This window comes from Quyinboa mangrovi, from assembly GCF_042219825.1.
GTDB lineage: Bacteria > Bacteroidota > Bacteroidia > Bacteroidales > UBA5342 > JBHJHP01.
In genome coordinates this window covers 549948-569988 of the sequence record NZ_JBHJHQ010000002.1, presented here as the reverse complement: position 1 = coordinate 569988, position 20041 = coordinate 549948, and the positions used below count along the sequence as shown (strand labels likewise).

Annotated in this window: 17 protein-coding genes; 14 read left to right on the top strand and 3 right to left on the bottom strand. The window is 39.0% G+C overall.

Annotated features, from left to right (window positions below; all coding sequences use genetic code 11):
* Window positions 1–185: 185 nt before the first annotated feature.
* The 7 genes from ACE1ET_RS05665 (at window position 186) to ACE1ET_RS05635 (ending at window position 8085) form a co-directional block, all read left to right on the top strand.
* Entirely contained in the window at window positions 186–752 is a 567-nt protein-coding gene (locus tag ACE1ET_RS05665; protein WP_375727394.1) for a magnetosome magnetite crystal formation protein family, read from the top strand.
* Window positions 753–823: 71 nt separating this feature from the next.
* Window positions 824–2071, top strand: a complete 1248-nt coding sequence (locus tag ACE1ET_RS05660) for a S41 family peptidase (RefSeq protein ID WP_375727393.1) — start codon at window positions 824–826, stop codon at window positions 2069–2071.
* 3 nt (window positions 2072–2074) lie between these two features.
* The gene (locus tag ACE1ET_RS05655; RefSeq protein WP_375727392.1) at window positions 2075–2347 is read left to right on the top strand and encodes a hypothetical protein; all 273 of its coding nucleotides are present in this window, start codon (window positions 2075–2077) and stop codon (window positions 2345–2347) included.
* Between the two features lie 27 nt (window positions 2348–2374).
* A complete protein-coding gene (locus ACE1ET_RS05650; protein WP_375727391.1) occupies window positions 2375–2575 on the top strand; it encodes a hypothetical protein in 201 nt (66 codons plus the stop codon).
* Window positions 2572–3057, top strand: coding sequence for a tetratricopeptide repeat protein (locus ACE1ET_RS05645; protein ID WP_375727390.1), 486 nt, complete (start codon window positions 2572–2574; stop codon window positions 3055–3057). The genes ACE1ET_RS05650 and ACE1ET_RS05645 overlap by 4 nt, the downstream gene beginning before the upstream one ends.
* A 146-nt stretch (window positions 3058–3203) precedes the next feature.
* Window positions 3204–7247: an FG-GAP-like repeat-containing protein gene (locus ACE1ET_RS05640; RefSeq protein ID WP_375727389.1), complete on the top strand. Its 4044-nt coding sequence runs from the start codon at window positions 3204–3206 to the stop codon at window positions 7245–7247.
* 52 nt (window positions 7248–7299) lie between these two features.
* Window positions 7300–8085 (top strand): hypothetical protein, encoded by a 786-nt coding sequence (locus ACE1ET_RS05635; RefSeq protein WP_375727388.1) that lies wholly within the window; start codon window positions 7300–7302, stop codon window positions 8083–8085.
* Between the two features lie 80 nt (window positions 8086–8165).
* Here ACE1ET_RS05635 and ACE1ET_RS05630 read toward each other — a convergent pair whose 3' ends face one another.
* Both ACE1ET_RS05630 and pelA read right to left on the bottom strand, forming a co-directional pair.
* Window positions 8166–8711 carry a ClpP family protease gene (locus ACE1ET_RS05630; RefSeq protein WP_375727387.1) on the bottom strand — a complete coding sequence of 182 codons (546 nt, stop codon included), beginning with the start codon at window positions 8709–8711 and terminating at the stop codon, window positions 8166–8168.
* 81 nt (window positions 8712–8792) lie between these two features.
* The gene (gene pelA, locus ACE1ET_RS05625) at window positions 8793–9893 is read right to left on the bottom strand and encodes a pectate lyase (protein ID WP_375727386.1); all 1101 of its coding nucleotides are present in this window, start codon (window positions 9891–9893) and stop codon (window positions 8793–8795) included.
* 280 nt (window positions 9894–10173) lie between these two features.
* Here pelA and ACE1ET_RS05620 point away from each other — a divergent pair, with 280 nt between their 5' ends.
* The 6 genes from ACE1ET_RS05620 (at window position 10174) to ACE1ET_RS05595 (ending at window position 16217) form a co-directional block, all read left to right on the top strand.
* Window positions 10174–11247 (top strand): hypothetical protein, encoded by a 1074-nt coding sequence (locus ACE1ET_RS05620; RefSeq protein WP_375727385.1) that lies wholly within the window; start codon window positions 10174–10176, stop codon window positions 11245–11247.
* A gap of 51 nt (window positions 11248–11298) precedes the next feature.
* The gene (locus tag ACE1ET_RS05615) at window positions 11299–13077 is read left to right on the top strand and encodes an aminopeptidase P family protein (RefSeq protein WP_375727384.1); all 1779 of its coding nucleotides are present in this window, start codon (window positions 11299–11301) and stop codon (window positions 13075–13077) included.
* Window positions 13074–14201: a glycosyltransferase family protein gene (locus tag ACE1ET_RS05610; RefSeq protein WP_375727383.1), complete on the top strand. Its 1128-nt coding sequence runs from the start codon at window positions 13074–13076 to the stop codon at window positions 14199–14201. The genes ACE1ET_RS05615 and ACE1ET_RS05610 overlap by 4 nt, the downstream gene beginning before the upstream one ends.
* A gap of 260 nt (window positions 14202–14461) precedes the next feature.
* Complete coding sequence (locus tag ACE1ET_RS05605) at window positions 14462–14932, top strand: macro domain-containing protein (RefSeq protein ID WP_375727382.1); 471 nt, start codon at window positions 14462–14464, stop codon at window positions 14930–14932.
* An 83-nt stretch (window positions 14933–15015) separates the two neighbouring features.
* Window positions 15016–15633, top strand: coding sequence for a hypothetical protein (locus ACE1ET_RS05600; RefSeq protein WP_375727381.1), 618 nt, complete (start codon window positions 15016–15018; stop codon window positions 15631–15633).
* 20 nt (window positions 15634–15653) lie between these two features.
* On the top strand, window positions 15654–16217 hold the full coding sequence (locus ACE1ET_RS05595; protein ID WP_375727380.1) for a GNAT family N-acetyltransferase: 564 nt from the start codon (window positions 15654–15656) through the stop codon (window positions 16215–16217).
* Window positions 16218–16228: 11 nt separating this feature from the next.
* On the opposite strand, the gene ACE1ET_RS05590 is transcribed toward ACE1ET_RS05595, so the two are convergent.
* A complete protein-coding gene (locus tag ACE1ET_RS05590) occupies window positions 16229–17647 on the bottom strand; it encodes a glycoside hydrolase family 88 protein (protein WP_375727379.1) in 1419 nt (472 codons plus the stop codon).
* Between the two features lie 344 nt (window positions 17648–17991).
* Between ACE1ET_RS05590 and ACE1ET_RS05585 the strand changes: the two genes are divergently transcribed.
* On the top strand, window positions 17992–20010 hold the full coding sequence (locus ACE1ET_RS05585; protein ID WP_375727378.1) for a family 43 glycosylhydrolase: 2019 nt from the start codon (window positions 17992–17994) through the stop codon (window positions 20008–20010).
* Window positions 20011–20041 lie beyond the last annotated feature (31 nt).

Genomic DNA, 20041 nt, shown 5'->3' with positions numbered 1-20041 from the left:
AGTATTTGATGCTTACTTTTGATAGTACACAAAATACTAAAACCATAATTATGAACCTGTTAGTCTTTATTACGAATATGAATTTCAGAATACAGGCACAAATGCCATAAAAATGTCATGCTTAAACCGTAACAGTTTAAACATTACCGTTGTAATTTTGAAACCATATTTAAAAAGGAATTTCGGTGGAAACAATTGGCTCAAAAATTTCAGAAATAAGAAAACAAAAAGGATTATCCCAGGAAGAACTATCTGACAATGCAAATATTAACCTGAGAACACTTCAGCGTATAGAAAAGGGAATAAATCAACCACGGGGAAATACATTAAAAAACATATGTACGGTTTTGGAAATTAATATTGAGAACCTTCTTGATTACAATAAAAAAAAGGACTTAAAATTTTTACAGTATTTTCATTTATCTGTTTTGGCTTGTATCTTCTTCCCTCTTGGCAGTATCATACTTCCAATGGTGTTATGGCTAACCAAACGTGATAAAATAATTGATTTGAATGAACAAGGTGTTAATCTTTTAAATTTTCAAATTTTATGGAACCTGATATTCTATTCCTCTTTCATATTATGGTTCCTCCTAAAAATAAACCATTGGAGCAACAGTAATCTCTTATTCTATGTAATGGGGGTACTGTATGTCATAAATATATTTTATGCAATTATTGTAAGCATATTAATTGGAAAAGGGAAGTTAAAAATGTACTATTTAAATATTTTTCCTTTTATAAAAATGTGAACCAATGGAAGAAAACATCTATCGCTTGATTGCATTATTCAAATTACTACTCTAATTTAAATGCCACTATTATGAAAAATACAATCCTTATCCTGTACATTTTTATTTCTATTGCTTCCTGTGCTCAAAACAGCAGCATTGACTGGCGGGCTGATATCGACTATCTGAAAACCGAATTACCTAAAAAGCATTACAATTTATTTATGGTAAAAAGCCAACAGGACTTTAATAATGGTCTGGACCGGATTGCTGCACAAAAAAATGAGCTGTCGGATTTTGAAATTGCCGTAAAATTGCAACAACTCATCGCTTCCATGGGCGATATGCACACCTCTGTAAGCCTCAAACCATTCTTTGATTTTAACCGTATGCTCCCTTTGGGACTGATGTGGTTTAACGACGGAATTTTTGTCCAGACAACCACCAGAGATAATGAAGCTATCCTGGGAGGCAAGCTGCTAAAAGTAAACGGAACACCAGTAAACACAGTAATTGACTCGCTTTCAACTATCACAACTATAGATAACCAGGCAACGGTAAAAAAGATAATCCCGGAAACTTTACCTGCGATACAGCTTTTAGAATACTATGGATTTGCAGATTCAGACACTGTAGAACTACAGATTGAAAATGAAAACGGAGACATCATAAATTACAACATAAAGCCCGAAAGAATCAACAGAAGTAATGCCGTTAGGGTATTACCGGAACCTCTCCCACTATGTTATCAAAATGGAAGAGACCTCTTTTGGGACAAAATTGTCAAAGATAATAACGTCTACTATATTCAGTATAAGCAATGCTGGAGCCGGGAACATGTACCTTCCGGATTCAGAGGAAATGTTCAGGATTTACCTTCTTTTACAGAATTTCAGAACCGGATTATTGATACCATCAAAGCAAACAACTTTGATAAAATAATTTTCGACATCCGTTTTAACGGTGGCGGAAACTCGGATCAGGGAACCCAACTGATTAAAGAATTATCAACGCTAAAAAAAGCCAATAAAAAAGGTAAACTATATGTCATTATCGGACGCAAAACTTTTTCCTCCGCAATTATAAATGCCATGGATTTTCGAAATATGACCAACGCTATTCTGGTAGGTGAAGAAACCTCAGGTAAACCAAATCATCTGGGCGAAGTAAAGCGAATGCAATTGCCCTCTTCAGGTCTGTCAGTTCAGTATTCTACCAAATACTTTAAACGAACAGACAAGGATCTGAAAACCATAACTCCTGATCATATTATTGAAGCCAGCTTTAAAGATTTTAAAGAAGGACGCGACCCGTTTTATGAGTGGATAGTAAGTCAATAAAACATGAAAATATTTTTAAAACTAAAGCATTGGCAACTATTCCTTGTTTGGATTTTGAGTCAATTTCTATTCATTGCAACGTTACATACTGACTTTTGGTTAATCACATTCGAATTTTATGCTTTTACTGCTGTTGGCTGGATTTATTCAATCGGTAAGGTAACCAGTAAATTGAATTCAGATAATAAATCTAAAAACTACAAAGAAGAGCTATTGATGATTTTATATTTGATTTCAGGAATACCTTTTGCGTGGACATTCAGAGATTTTTTCTAATCATCATCTGATCATACCCTGTTAATTATGTTAGGTGGATTAATTGGATTTCCTGCGATGTTATTATTATTGAATTTTTCTGCAAAATCATATAAAAAACATTTATTAAAAAGGCCTGTTAAGCCAGGTGATTATTTAGCGGAAATGGTAATAATAGCTTTTTGGATTATTGGAATATGGATTATACAACCAAAATTGAATCAGATTATAAAAGGGAATAAACCATGAAAGGAATAAAGTATCAATATTTAAAATTAACTTTTACAATTTTATTCTTACCTATTACTTTTTTTTCAGCTTTTTCTCAAATTAATAATTTAACCGGTTCAGATTCTTTACTGCAAAGAGCCCAAGAGCTATTAGAGCAAAGGAAGTATGAAAGATGCAGGGACATGTCACTAAAAGCACTGGATATTGATCCTAATTGTGGTCAGGCATATATCTTAATTGCTTACGCCTACATTTTAACAGCCGATTCATGTTTTGATAAAAACCTTGAAAAGCGGATGGTTTATTTTTTGGCTTTAGATAAATTTGAAAAAGCAAAAGAAGTTGATACTTTATTGACTGAGAAAGTGAACAAATTAATTAACATTTACAGTAATTATTTACCAGACCTTGAAGAATGTTATTGTTTTTTTTATGAAGGCGATACTGTAAAAATTGGTTGTTGGATAAATGAAAACACTGTCATTAGAAATGCTCATTGATGCGTACAATTGTTATCAATTTGAGAATTAACTTATAATCCAATTACAACTCCCACATTTAACACTTTTTTGATTTTCAATAAATTCCTTATTTTTAAATCCGAATGTAATATGATGCAGACAGTGACCAATGCTGTTTAAAATACATGAAAAGAGCCGGATATATACAACTACTTCATTCTATTTCTGCACTTAAAATAATTGCTGCTTATATTTTTTTATCCTTTGGTTCATCAAATATGCTGCATTCCCAGCCTTTCAGGGAAATAAGTTTACAAAGTCACTTATCATCGGCATTTAACAATAATGGCATTGCTGTGGCTGATTACGATGACGACAATGATCGGGATATATTTATTGTTTCCCGTTGGAATAATATCACAAATGTTCCGGTCGCCAGTCAGCTTTTTCGAAATAATAACGATGGCAGTTTTACCGATGTAACAGCAGAATCCGGTATTGTGAGTAGACACAATTATTTTGAAGAAACGGTACCCGGTCCTTTTGGTTTCGGGGAACAGATGAGTGCTTCGTGGGGGGACTACGACAACGATGGTTTTCCGGACCTGTTTCTGGCCAGTGCCTTGTTTTACGAGCTTTACCATAACAATCAGGACGGAACCTTTACGAATGTAACTAAAACAGCAGGATTTACAGAGAAAAACAGCTGCTACAGTACGCATGCCCTCTGGTTTGATTTTAACAACGACAGTTATCCCGATCTTTACATTACCAGCGTATTCAGCTGTTCCGGGGCATTGTACAAAAATAATGCGGACGGAACATTTACGAATTTCACCGACAGTGTTGGTCTGAATCCTTCCGGGCAGGCTTCATGGATGTCTATACCCTGGGACATTAATAGTGACGGTTTCCAGGACCTGTACATTGCAAAGGACTTTGATCTGCCAAACGAATTTTTCATCAACGATAAGGGTACTTTTTTCAGAGACAGTGCAGCGGAATACGGCATAGAAGACGAATTTAAAGACGGTATGGGATTAGCCCTTGCCGATTACAACAACGATGGCTATCCTGACATGTTTATTACCAGCATCAACGAGAGTGCACTCTATAAAAATATGGATAACAGATCATTTACAGATGTGGCACCGGAGCTGTATCTTGAAAAGACGGAATGGGCCTGGGCCTGTCAGTTTGCAGATTTTGACAACGACCTGGACCAGGATCTGATGGTTCTGAATGGCTATTTTCTGGAATTCCCGAATAAATATTATGAAAACCTGCTGAACACAGGCGAAGAAAAATTTGAAGAGAAAGCAGCAGCTTATGGCCTGGATGAATCTACTTATTCCAGCAGCCTTGCTGTGTTCGATTACGACAACGATGGTGACCTTGATATGCTGGTAGGAAGTACTGACAAACAAATTCAGTTCTTTGAAAACCAGCGCATCGAGACAGCACCAAAAAATACCTCAAATTGGGTCAGCATAGATCTGGAAGGGACAACTTCAAACCGCGATGCTATCGGGACACTTATTCAGGTAAAAGTTAAGGATCAGGTCTTATCACGGTATAAACATGGCTCTTCGATTATGGCTCAAAGTCTGTTACCGGTTCACTTTGGCCTGGGATCCTATAATACCATTGAAGAATTAACCATAACCTGGCCCTCCGGTCTAAAGGAGACATATTACAACATTCCGGCAAATAAATCTTATTATTTTACCGAAGATTACGGGTATTATGAAATCTACATAAATACCAAAAAGATACCCGGATGTACAGATCCGGCTTCATGCAGTTACGATCCTGCAGCTACATTAGACGACGGTTCCTGCACATACCTTGAAAGTTTTGCAATTGAGGGCAATACTACGGCGGGTGTACTCACAGAACAGACCTATTCATATCCTTCAGCACCAGGAAGCACCTGTTACTGGCAAATTACAAATGGGAAAATCATTGAAGGTCAGGGTGATTCAGTGGTGACTGTGAGATGGGGAATTGCTGAAAAAGGTGGACTATCTGTCCGGGAAGTAAATGCATGTTCAAGTCTGCCCGTTGTACTGGATGTGAACCTTAATGCAACGGATGTACCGGATAATATTTCTGTCGCCCGTATGTGGAACGAATCCCTGTTACAGGCCATCCGTGAAGATTATGCCCGTCCCACCGTTCACGCAAGAAATCTGTTTCACACAAGCATAGCCTTATACGATGCATGGGCCCTTTTTGATGACAAGGCAGAAACCTATCTCATAGGAAAAGAACTGCATAATTTCATTAACAACTTCAACGGCTTTAGTACAGGTATCAACAAAGATGTTGCGGTAAAAACCGCCATGAGTTATGCCGCTTACAGGCTGTTAAGTTACCGGTTTAAGAATTCACCACATCATGATGAAACGCAACAGCGGTTTGATGCCCTCATGAAGCTGTTCAATTATGATATGGATTATACGTCATCCAACTATTCAGGAGGTGACCCCAGAGCTTTGGGAAATTTCATTGGCCAATCCATTATTGTTTACGGGTTAAGCGATGGCTCCAACGAAATTAATAAATACGCTAATACGTTTTACAAACCGGCTAATGAACCGCTGATTCCAAATTTGCCGGGGAACCCGTCTGTCTCAGATCCAAACAGGTGGCAACCGCTGCAGCTGGAAATATTTATTGATCAGGCGGGCAATATCACATCCGAAAACACGCCGGCTTTTCTGAGTCCGGAATGGGGCAATGTAAAACCTTTTGCACTGAAAGATGAGGACGCGAGCAGTTATTCCAGAGACGGAAATCTTTATACCGTATATCATGATCCCGGTTCACCACCCATGCTCAACAAAATGAAGCTGAAAGAGTCAGATATGGATCTTTACAAATGGAACTTTTCCATGGTTTCTGTATGGAGTTCTCATCTCAATCCTTGCGACAGCGTAATGTGGGATATTTCGCCCGCTTCAATAGGAAACATTGATTTTAACACATTACCGAAAAGCATCACAGAACACAATGAATTTTACAATTTTTTAAATGGTGGTGATACCGGCAAAGGGCGAACGGTAAATCCGGTAACAGGAAAAGCCTACGAAAGCCAGGTGGTTCCACGGGGAGACTATACCCGTGTTCTTGCCGAATTCTGGGCCGATGGTCCTGATTCTGAAACACCACCGGGACACTGGTTTGTATTGCTCAATTACATCAGCGACCATTCTGAGTTTAAGCGCATGTTCAAGGGACAGGATTTTTTTGGCGATCAGCTGGAATGGGATGTAAAATCGTATTTCACCCTTGGTGGTGCCATGCACGACGCTGCAGTGACATCCTGGGGGATAAAAGGATGGTATGACTTTATTCGTCCTGTTTCAGCAATACGATACATGGCCGATATGGGTCAGTCAACCGATCCAGAGATGGATAACTATACCATTAACGGTATTCCACTGATTGACGGTCTCATTGAAATTGTGCAAAAAGGTGATACCCTGGCAGGACCTCACGATGAAAATGTGGGTAAAATAAAACTGTATGCCTGGCGTGGTCATCACTACATCAACAATCCCGAAGTGGATCAGGCAGGTGTTGGCTGGATCCTTGCCGAAAACTGGTGGCCTTATCAGAGACCATCTTTTGTTACGCCTCCTTTTGCCGGTTATGTATCCGGACATTCAACTTATTCGAGGGCAGCTGCTGAAGTTATTACAGCTCTTACGGGAAGCCCCTATTTCCCGGGTGGCATGGGTGAATTTGTGGCAAAGAAAAATGAATTTCTGGTATTCGAAGAAGGCCCCAGCCAGGATATCACCCTTCAATGGGCTACCTACAGGGATGCTTCCGATCAGTGTAGCCTTTCCAGAATCTGGGGCGGCATACATCCACCCTGCGATGACATTACAGGGCGGCTTATTGGGGAGACAATCGGAAAAGAAGCGTTTGCCTTTGCCGAACATTACTTTAATGGCGATGCTACAGGCATTCAGCTGATTAATCAGGGGAATAATTCAGAGATTTATCCGAACCCGGTCAGTCATGGGCTGGTATATATTACCAGTACCGGCACAAATCAGGATTTCAGACTTTACGATGTGAATGGCAAAGAACTTAATATTGACCGAATAAAATATCACCAAGAAACTCATAGTGCCACCCTATCTGTGGATAATTTACCTAAAGGTTTTTATCTGTTAAAGTCAGGTCAGAATATATGGAAAATTGTTATTGAATAGTACATAAAAACAAATGCAAAACCGATACAGCATATTAAGATCTCCCCTTTTCATGATAGGTTTGTTCACACTACTACTGAATGATTTTTATTTAAAAACAATATTTGGCAATTGGCTGACCGGCAAATTATCGGACCTGAGTGGTCTGTTTATATTCCCTCTATTTTTATCTGTATTATTTCCAAAACAAAATAAGACACCTTTCCTGCTCACAGGCTTCATCTTTATATTATGGAAATTACCTGTTGCTGATTTTTTATTTAGCTTTTTCAGAGACTTTGGAATTCCTATAGGCAGAACAGTAGATTATACTGATTTTCTGGCACTCGTAATGTTGCCACTGGCTTATTATTACATGAATTCTCCATACAAATCGCTCAAAATAAATCCAGGATTGCTCGCCGTAATATCGCTTTTCGCTTTCTGTGCAACAACCATATCTCGAAAAGAAAAAATAAAGTATTCAGGGATCAACAAAATTTATCATTTTGATTTTTCAAGGCAATTACTGATTCAAAGATTAAACAGTTTATCAGCAAAAAAGATATACAGAGCACCTGAAATTATGGCGATTCATTATAACTCAGAAGAAGACCTGTTTATATCAAAAACATTTGGAGATACGGTGGCCGTATTCCTTGACGAACAACAAATTAAAAATAACGACACCATTCACTATGCCACAAAAATGGCAGATTTCATCATTGATGGAAATGACTCAACCTCAACATTAAAATTTTTAAGTATCTACAGGAGTACTCCTTATTATTCAGAGAAAGATTACAGAAAAAAAGTGATTAAGGTCTTTGAAAGGAGAGTAATAAAAAAAATTAAGTGACCATAGCTTGATTGAACACATAAAAATACCCTGATCAAACCAAAGCCTGACCAGGGTAATATATTTTACACTAAACTATTCTAAACCAGCTTATCCAGCTTTCCGTCTACTATGCCGTATTCAATGGACTCTTCTGCTGACATCCAGTAATCACGGTTAAAATCCTTCATTACCTTTTCCACCGGTTGTCCACAATTTTCAGCAAGAATTTCTGCCCCCAGCTGTTTTGTCTTAATGATCTCACCCATCTGAATTTCAATATCAGCGGCTACCCCTCTTGCGCCACCACTCGGCTGATGAATCATCACCCGGGCATGCGGCAAAACGAACCTGCGTCCTTTGGCTCCCGCCGAGAGCAAAATAGATCCCATGGAAGCTGCCAGACCGGTACAAATAGTTGAAACAGGACTGGAAATACCTTTGATGGCATCATAAATGGCAAAACCTGATGTGACATAACCACCCGGACTATTAATAATAAGCTGAATCTCCTTTCCCGGAGCAACCATATCAAGATACAATAAACGTTCAATGACGTGTTTGGCAGAATCATCATCCACCTCACCCCACATAAACACTTTCCGTTCATCCAGTATTTTAGAATCTATTATATCCTGTAGTTTCATTTCTTTGTGCATATTTTTAAGCTTTATGTTTCAAATAATATTTAATAACGTTTGCCAACACAATATTGTTAGTTACAATAATTACTTCCCTCCATATTTCTTCTGCCATACCGGATAATCCTCGGTTAACAATTGCTCCGGCCATCTGCCGTAATAGGCATATCCTCCACGTCTTTCCTGTTCAATTTCATTTAATTTGTAATGGATCACTTTATCACGTCCAATAAAAATTGGTTTATCTGTTTCCAGTTCATAAAACCGTGCCCAAAGTGGTGCCGCGTCCGGATCTGATTCCACAAAGGCATCCGGCTTGCCATTTTCACCCCATTTATGATGATAAGCCAGACCTGTAATCTGTACATCCTTAAACCACTGAACTGCACCTTCAATGGCTACTTTTACCTCCGGAGAAGGATTCGGTATTTCCATCAGGAACCGGACGATATCCACGCTTTCCTCTCCTGATAATGAAGGTGGTTCAAAGTTACGTGCCCATGCAGGTTTCAGTGTATTCTGGTCATACTGAGCGCACCATACGGTTAATCGACCATTTTGTTTTACCTGGGTCTTTAAAATACAATCTATTCCCTTCTCTACAGCAGACTCACTCTTTTCACGATGACTCTCATCCACAAAACCAAATGGTGCCTTTTTCTGAGCAATGTCACGCAATATAAACATCACGTTCATCATGGCATTGTCGTTATACGTAATCTCTGAATAATAGCCATGCTTCCTGAGTGGATAAAACTGTGGCCAGCCACCGTTATCATATTGAGATTCCAGCAAATAATCAAGGCCTTTCAAAAAAGATTCTTTATATTTTTTTTGTCCGGTTGCATCATACATCAACGCTAAAAACCGCATTGGACGTGTTGTGGCATTGTTATCAATGGTATTGGCTTCACCCTTTTCTTCAATTTCCTTAAATACTTCCTTATCCGGTTTCTTTGACAGGTCGGTATTCTTAGGCCATGCGCCATATTTTGACTGGTACAGCAAAACATTATCTGCAATATCCGTGGCTTCTTTCGATTCATACCATTCCGGAGAGCGATGTAAAATGGATTCTCCCCATTTAAAATTTACACCTCTGAATGTCCCCTGAGCATAAATAACTTCAGGTAACAACAGGATAACTCCCAATAAAAAGACCTTTACGACCTTAGTAAAACAATACATAACCGATACTTTTAGCGTTATAAAATTGTCCGTATTTCCTTTGCGACCTGTAAAATTAGACTTATAATTCAATAATGAAAATTCGTTTCAGTTGTTAAATTATTAAAAAACCTTAACAACCTGCATTTTTATATATCTGTTAAACCGATTTTAACGTATTATTTAATAAACAGAGGATTACAAAAATACCGCTTGCTTAATTTATCTTATTCTCAAAATGAACAACTTCAATGGTTAAAATCTTATTATATTTGTAACTATGATGGATAAAATGGTATTCATGAAGAATCGCATAAAAGCACGCTTTTTATTTATGCTTCTGCTGTTAACAACAGGGTTTTGCTCACAGGTATTTTCCGTGAATATTTCATATGAAAAAGATTTTGAGTACCCTGTTGATTCTTTGGCAAAAGTGCGTCTGAATAATCAACACGGGAGCGTCAACATAACCTTTGCCGATATTGATTCCATTTACATCAATGTGAATCTTTCTGTAAACCTGGATCTTAGTTCTGATTCTTCAACATTTTTTACGCACATTAACTACGCTGTTTCCGGATCATCCCAAAAAGTTGACATAGAGTTAATTGTTGACCCGGATTACGCATCCAATTATTTATACGATTCTGAGATCAATATAAAGGCTCCGTCCTATCTTTTATGGAGCCTTACAAACAAGTTCGGTGATGTATTTCTGAATGGTCCGCTTACCATACAAAATTTAACACTGGATTACGGCAAACTTCATGGGACAGATTTACTGTTTCAGCCTCAGCGCATTTCAAATCTCACATTCTTTCAGGCCGATGTAACCCTGCACTATATTGCCAATGCACTCATCCATTGCGAAAATTCAATTGTAGCCGTGAACCGCATCGATGAAGCCGTTATTAAAAGTGAATTTTCCACCTGGACTGTTCAGGACGGTGACAATCTGAACATTTCTACCGAAACAGACAACTTTAATATCAACAATGCGGGTGATGTAAAGCTTAACGGCATGTATTCTGAGTTCACCATTAATAATGTGACCCGGAATCTTGAAACGGTTTTAAATTATGGGAAGTTTCGGTTAGGCGATGAAAAGCCCGGTTTTCAGTCTATTAATATTGATCATAGTAATGTGTTCACCAACCTGGTATTTCAACGGTCTGTCTCTTTTAACCTTAATGCAGATATAAAATATTGTGAACTGGTGGTTGACAGAAATCTTTCAGCTTCGGTTAAAACCATTGAAGACGGGGCGTCAAGAATGATCAATGGTGTTGTTGGCAGCAATGCCAATACGGAATCTGCCGTAACGGTAATCGGACGTTTTGAGAATATCAACCTGAATCTGGCAGGCATCAAATAAAATATAACCTATATAAATACACAGAAGTTTTATTGCTTTAAACTAACAATTATGAGTGAAGTAACAACACGGATTGAAAACCTCAGAAACCGGATGCGCAACCATAATATCCAGGTCTGGCTTGTTCCGGGGACTGATCCGCACATGAGTGAGTATCTCCCTGAAGAATGGTCGGAAAGGGCATATATATCAGGTTTTACCGGGTCAATGGGCTTCGTCGTTATTACCCTGAATGACGCAGGTTTATGGACTGATTCCCGCTATTTTTTACAGGCAGAAAAACAGCTTGAAGGATCGGGTATCAGATTGTTTAAAAAAGGAATTGCCGGCACTCCCGAACCCATCAACTGGGTTAGAGAGAATCTTGATCCGGATCAGACAGTAGGTCTTAATGGTCTGATATTTCCTGCCGCAGAAGTGGAACGTATTCAAACTGTATTACAGAAGAAGAATATACATCTTGATACAAGGCATGATTTACTTTCTGAAATGAGATCCGAATCAGGGGTAAAAAGCGTTAAACCTGCAATGCTTCTCAGCATTGATTACAGTGGCGAAGCAACACAAAAAAAACTGGAGCGCCTGCGTAAGGCATACTCAGGAAAATGGATGGCCGTATATTCGGCACTCGATCAGATAGCCTGGCTCTATAACATACGTGGCAACGACGTGGTCTATAATCCGGTCATCATTTCTTACGCCATCGTTACTCATGAATCAGCTTATTTATTTGTTGATCCTAAAAAAATTGAAGACAGCGTTAAATCAAAGCTCAGTAAATCAGGGGTGACTATCTTACCATATGAATCCATTTTTGATTTTATACGTCAACAGCCTACCGATATCAGATACATCACCGAAAAAAGTGCGTTAAACTATGCGGTATACAGCACCATGGCGGAATCCCATACAGTTGAAAATGAGGTATCGCTGGTCAACCATTTCAAATCCATTAAAAATAATGTTGAAATATCAGGGTTTAAAAAATCCATGGTCAACGATGGCATTGCCATGACCCGGTTCATGATATGGTTTGAAAAGGCGATGGCTAAGGGAAAAACCATAACGGAATATGATATTGGGGTTCAACTGAAGCATTTTCGTTCACTTCAGGAAGGATTTATGGACGAAAGTTTTAACACCATAGCCACATTTAATGAGAACGGCGGATTTGTGCATTATTCACCTCCTGCTGAAGGTAGTGCAAAAATTGAGAAAGATGGGGTTTTGCTGATGGACTCAGGAGGTCAGTATTTGTTCGGAACAACCGATATAACCAGAACCATATCTACCGGGAAAGTGGATCAACAGGCCAAAAATGATTTTACACGGGTACTACAGGGACATATTAACCTTGCAAATGCTGTATTTCCGGTAGGGACCAGAGGTGTTCAGCTGGATATTCTGGCGCGTGAAACCATGTGGCGCATGGGGCTTGACTATGGTCACGGAACGTGTCATGGTGTTGGGCATTATCTGAATGTACATGAAGGGCCTCAAACCATACGTAAGGAAGGAAACGATGTGGTGCTTGAACCCGGTATGGTCATCACCATTGAACCCGGATTATACCGCGAAGGTAAATGGGGACTAAGAGTGGAAAACATGGTGTATATTGCAGAAAAAATGACAACAGAATTTGGTTCATTTCTGGGATTTGAAACCCTGACACTTTTCCCGATCGATCTGAGAATGATCAACATGAACCTTCTGGATATCAAAGAAATTGAATGGGTGAACAACTATCATAAATTGGTTTACAATGCTTTGTCATCACACCTTGAACCGGATGAGGTGACCTGGCTCAAAGAGAAGACACGACAGATTTGAACGAAAAGCGGATACATATAGTCGCTTTGGATATACCTTACCCCGCAAATTACGGGGGTGTAATTGATATCTTTAACCGGATAAGGGCTCTAAATAACAGTGGGATTAGGATCACACTGCATGCCTTTTATTCAAACCGTACGGAGGCGCCCGAGCTTAAAGAATATTGCGACAGTATTTTTTATTATAAACGTAAAATAAGTATCAGAAATTTCTTTTCGTTTATGCCTTTTATTGTTAAAACCAGGATAGATAAAAAGCTGCTTTATAACCTTCTCCGGGACACCGACCCTATTTTATTCGAAGGACTGCACACCACGGCATACCTTAATCATCCGCGATTGAAAGGCAGAACAAAACTGGTAAGAATGCACAATATTGAATATGAGTATTACTACCAGCTGGCAAAAGCGGAGAAAAATGCATGGAGAAAGTTGTATAACCTTATCGAAGGTTTTAAACTTAAGCGATATGAAAAAATAATAACGGTAGCGGATCATGTCGTCACCATTTCGCCGAATGATTACGATCATTACAACGCTACTTATCCCAATATAGAACTTATACCATCGTCGCATTCCACCCGCAAAATTGACAGCCTGCCGGGATACGGAGAGTACATCTTTTATCATGGAAAGCTCAGTGTTCCTGAAAATGAAAACGCCGTAATGTTTCTGCTTAAGAATGTTTTTACCCGTATAAAAACGCCATTTATTGTTGCAGGCATGAATCCATCAAACCGACTTAAACGAGTAATCAAAAAACTGGACCATGTTACACTGATCGCTGACCCCCCGGAAGAAGAAATGCTGAATCTGATCCGGGAAGCACATATCAATCTGATTGTAACTTTTCAGGCAACAGGTCTTAAATTGAAATTACTTAAATCGTTGTACTATGGCAGGTTTTGTATTGTGAATTCTCCAATGGTGAGCGGTACGGGGCTGGAACCACTATGCGAAATTGCCGATACTGCTGATGACCTGATCAAAACGATTGACGAATTTATGCATATTAATTTCAGTCCTGATCACATCAAAATTCGTCATGAGAACCTGATGCTGATGTTTGATCCTGTAGCTAATGCAAAAAAATGGACGTCTCTCCTTTTCCCTGAAGAATAACAGACTACACCTCCTTTATTTTCCGTTTTAGCAATCCATTATTCACGGACTCCAGTCTTCACATAAAACATGAATCATTTTTTTAAGTGGTCAACCTATATCAGGGACGTACATATGTCTTATGTCTTGTGTCTTATGTCTTGTGTCTTGTGTCTTATGTCTTGTGTCTTGTGTCTTATATCTTGTGTCTTATATCTTGTGTCTTATATCTTATTTAAACTTAATTTCGTAAATTTAATCTATCCAAAGTTGAGTCAGTTATGCAAACAATTACTTATGTAAAAGGTGATGCTACAAAACCACAGGGAAGTGGACCTAAAATAATTGTACATATCTGTAATGATATTGGAGGATGGGGAGCCGGATTCGTCCTGGCACTGTCCCGGCGATGGAAACTACCTGAACAAAATTATATGGAATGGTTCAGGAGTGGTAAAAATTTCAAACTGGGAGAGGTACAGATGGTTCAGGTTGAACCTGACATATGGGTGGCTAATATGATTGGTCAAAGAGATGTTGTTCCGGATGAAAACGGGAAACCACCAATACGGTATAAAGCAGTTTACCTGGGGATGGAAAAACTGGAGAAGAAAGCTCAAAAACTAAAAGCTTCCGTGCACATGCCACGCATTGGTTGTGGATTAGCCGGAGGTAAGTGGAATAAAATTGAACCTATTATTTCAGAGAATCTTACAAATCAGGGTATTCCGGTAACGGTATATGATCTTTAAACCTCCTGTATTTGATCAGGTTCTGTAATTTTGTATCTTGTTAACTGTTTTTGAAAAAATTCTATTTCCTAATATACAATGCTATGACTGAACGATTCCTTAAAGCAAAACACTGGCAAATATTTCTGCTAACCTTTGGGATTCCCTTTGTAATGCAAATTGTAATGATGATCACCATGATGTCTGAGATCATTTCAAATCCGCAGGCACCTCCCGCAGATTTTATAGAGCATATGAGGTTTATACCCATAATAATGTTTGTGTTCGCAGCGATATTCTATGCCTGGATATGGTCCGTTGCTACTGGTTTGCAAAACAAACTACCTGAGGGTGTAACGATGAAAGTCAACAGATTTAAAGTCTTCTTTTTTATTCCCATGGTTTATCTGCTACTTTTAATACTGGCAATTTCCATATTCTTTGGCGATCTGACAGCCATGGAAACAGAACCGGATCCGGTAAAAATACTTACACTTGTTTTATCCCTTTTACCTTTCCATTTTTTTGCGATATTCTGTATTCTTTACATCCAGTATTTCGCTGCTAAAACAATTAAAACGATTGAATATCAAAGGGAAGTATCCTTTGGTGATTTTATCGGAGAATTTTTCCTGATATGGTTCTACCCTATTGGGATATGGTTCCTGCAACCAAAAATAAATACCTTTGTCAATAGTAATGCGAACTCGGATGTATTATAACCTGAAATTTGATTCACCTAATGAATATTACCATTAATGAACTTACACCGGAATTGCTGGTCGACTATCTCCGTTTTTTTGATACTATGGTGTTTACCGAAAATCCGGATTGGGATAACTGTTACTGCTACGAATCTTATTTTACAGGGACTTCTGAGGACTGGACAAAGGATAACAACAGAACTGCCGTTATAAAACTGATTGAAAAAGGGACAATGACAGGTTACCTGGCATTTGATAAACATAAACCTGTTGCATGGCTTAACATCAACAACAGGAATAATTTCCCTTCACTGGAACGTTTCAGAAAAATCAAGGTCGATCGGACAGAAAATATCTGTTCAGTGGTCTGTTTTGTGATTCATCCGGACTACCGTAGAATGGGAATAGCAACACGGTTGCTTCAAAAAGCCATTGCAGATTATTCGGATAAAAATTTTGACTTTATGGAAGCCTATCCGGGTAACGGAGACCTGTCGTGCGAGAAACACTATAAAGGACCGCTCTCGATGTATGAAAAAGCCGGCTTCAGTTTATATAAAGAATATGAACATCTTTATGTAATGAGAAAATCCCTTCAATGAAATTCTGTTACCTATCTTACCAAATTAATTTTTGTTGAAACTAAGTTATCCGCTGATTTTGTTTGCAGAATATAGATACCTGAATTTAAAGCATCCGTTTTCAGGGATATCAGTTGAGGGCCTGCCATCAGGTTCTGATTCGTTATTACCTCCTTTAATCTTCTGCCATTAATATCATACAGTGCCATGGAATAGTCTCCCGCATGATTGACCTGAAGCATGATTTGTAAGCCAGTTGCGCTGTTGCGTACATTTACACCGAAAGGCACAGCAGACAGTTCATTCAATGCAGAAGTAACCTGAGCCAGTTTGTATGTTTCGGCTCCGGCCAACAAAAATGCGCCCAGACCAAAATCTTCAAAATTCGGCTCTTTATCGTAAGATAAGGGTTGTCCGTCTGAAGGTTGTTTTCCGGTTCCCTGAACCCAACCCAAAAATCCGTTATCATGCAATGCATCACTGTGTAATCCGTTCCAGCCCTTTATTACTGAAGGCATATAGGTTTCCTTATCAAGAATCCCTTTGTTCATTCCCCATGCCAGTCCGTATACAAAAAATCCGGTTCCCGATGTCTCTTTTCCGCCGTAATCATTCGGATCAACAAGACTTGGATTCCAGAACCCATCCTCTCTCTGACAATTGATTAATGCGGCAGACATGTCTTTATAAACATCAAGATATTCGGCATAATGCGTTTCTGTTTCAGGAATAACGTCCAGCACACGAACCAGGGCCGCGTACACCCAACCATTGCCCCTTGACCAGTAGCAGGCTTTACCATCGGGTGTGGTATACGGCGGATCAAAATCCTTATCCCTCCACCACAAACCATCTTCCGGATTGTACAATCCGTTTGTACCATGCTGGTTTTTCGTATAACTGAACATTTCGTACATGCGATTAAAGTATTTCGGATCATCATGAACCACACCCAGTTTGGCAAAAACCGGCATTGACATCTGTATGGCATCAATCCACGACCAGTCATCAATTTTTGTGGTGTTGATCATATTATCAATATTTGTCGTGATAGGAGCTATTTTCTCCGGTTTAGGATCCAGTAAATACAATTCAATATAAGTCTGACCACAACACTGATGATCCCCGTCCCGGGTATACAAATTGCCGTAGGTTGGATTCCAGTCGTGGCTCTCCGCCCAATCAACTGCATAATTATATAAGGTATTATCTTCACTGACATAATACATGGCCATCAGACCTTCATAATATGTGGCACGTGTCCAGAGGTTACTTGGTCTTACTTTATCCGTAACAATATCAGCTCCCGGATCAGGCCATTTAGCCATAAAATAATTGTTTGCCAGCTCCATATCAGATAAAATCTCCGATGCCGGAGGCAGAGTCTGAGCAATGCTCAACACAGGAATCAAACCAAGAAAAATGCATAAAAGTGTACCAAAGCGTTTCATAGTATATTTAATTAACAACAATTATTATTAGTTAGCAGTGTAGTATTCCACATTCAAAAAACTGTAACATTACAGATTTATCAAGCTCAGAAAAAATGCCGCAGCTGTCTTGTAAATGCAATAAAGGAATGACGTTCAGTAATAAAACGATCTGAATTGAAGTATTAAACCAATCAAATTTCATACTCCGCATTAAAGATATAAAAGTTTGATTAAAAATGAAGCAACCAGGTGATTTTCAACATAAAAAAATGAAATACAGGGAATTCCAAAGCTTTTTATATTTTTGTATCGGTGAACCATTGGATTAATTAAGGATAAACCAATACTATTACGTTATTGCTATGGACAGATTTAAACGCTTAACCTCCTACTTAACTGTAGTCTTACTGTATATTATTATGAACTCAGGCCTTCCTGTTTTTGCACAGAACTGGCCTGCCGGAATACATGATCCGTCCAGCATTGTAAAATGTAAAGATGTTTACTGGATTTTCGGAACCGGTGACGGCATATATTCCATGTACTCCACAGATCTTGTTACCTGGAAAGCAGGACCTACACCATTTACCAAAACGGACTTTCCATCCTGGATCCTGAATTATGCCAAGACATCAACCGCAGAGTTCGAGGGTAATTTCTGGGCACCCGACATCATTTACATGAATAATAAATACTATTTGTATTACTCATGTTCGGTATGGGGTACCATGAGTTCATGTATCGGTGTGGTCGTCAATAAAACACTCGATCCTGCAGATCCCGACTTTGCGTGGATTGACCAGGGTGATATTGGTATATATTCCAACGGAGGTTATATTAACGCGATTGATCCGTCCGTTATGCGCGGACCGGATAATAAAATCTGGCTAAGCTATGGATCGTTCAACAGAGATGGAATTAACGTTTATGAGATCGACTCGATAACAGGCAGACCTAAACCAACAGGCAGAACTTCCATTGCCAATTCATGGACCGGTCCAAGCAGCAATAATTATGGTGAAGGAGAAGGTGCCTGTCAGATATATCACGACGGTTACTATTATTTATTCTATAATAAAGGAGGTTGTTGTAATGGAATAGCAAGTACCTACTATATTGTTATGGGGCGATCCAAAAGTCCAAGAGGACCATTTCTTGACAAGTCAGGAAAAGCCATGCGTGTTATTAGTGCCCCCAGCGGAGGCACCCTGTTTTTCAGGCATGATAACAGCCGTGGCCTTGATGACCGCTATTACGGTCCGGGTCATGTTGGATATTTTAAAGAAAACGGCGTTGAATACATAACATTCCATTACTATTCACCGAACGGTTATTATCCCAGCGAAGCAGCCAATTATATGGGCGGTCCAACGCTTGGATTCGGTATGATTGAATGGGGAGCAGACGGATGGCCTTCCATTTCATTCGATTTTCTGGATAAAGGGTATTATTCACTTAAAAATGCCCTCAGTTCCAAAGCACTGGATGCACAAAACCATTCTATTAATTCGACCGATCTGTACCAGTATGCATATAATTACGCGATGGAAACACAGAAATGGCTGTTTACACCTCTGGGAACAGGCGAATATACCATTCGTAGTTACGCTGATTCTACGCGCTACATTGAAGCAACAGGTGCCAACAATGAGGAGTCCATTCAGCTCACATCATCGTATTCTGGTGCAATAAACCAGAAATTCAGACTTGTACAGTCACCAAATGGAAAAACACTGATTTATCCGTCAAGATCGGATAAGATCTTTGAAATTCCTAATGCATACACTACTGATTATCAGGTTAAATTGTGGTCAAATACGAACTCTGACTGTCAAAGATGGTATGCATCTTCCTACAAAGAAACTTTTGCTGTATCACAGGAGAATGTAAATTTCAGTTATACCGACACCATTTATAAAGAGGTTTCTATTACAAGTAACGCAACCTGGAATATCAGAGTGGAAGATCCTTCATGGCTTGTATTTTCTCCGTCTAAAGGTTATGGCGACAAGCAATTACTTGTTTTTGCCAGAGCCAATACCACTGGTGCTGTCAGAACCAACAAAATGATGATCCGTACGCTGGGTGGTCAGGAAGCTGTGATTAATTTTACACAGGCAGCAAAAACAAATACTGCCATTGAACATACAACAGCGCTGCAATTTGATGTGTATCCAAACCCAACAAGCGGAATGATTCACCTTATAAGTACCGCAGATGCCGTTTATTCAGTATTTGATAATACAGGAAAAGAAATCCTTTCAGGGAAAACAACCTCTACTGCTTCGATACTCGATTTAAGCCGACAGGATCCGGGAATATACTTCATTAAAGTTGTTAGCAAAGATCAAACAGGAACAAAAAAAGTAATAATAGAATAAATAGCATTAGAAGGATGTGAGCAAAATGGTT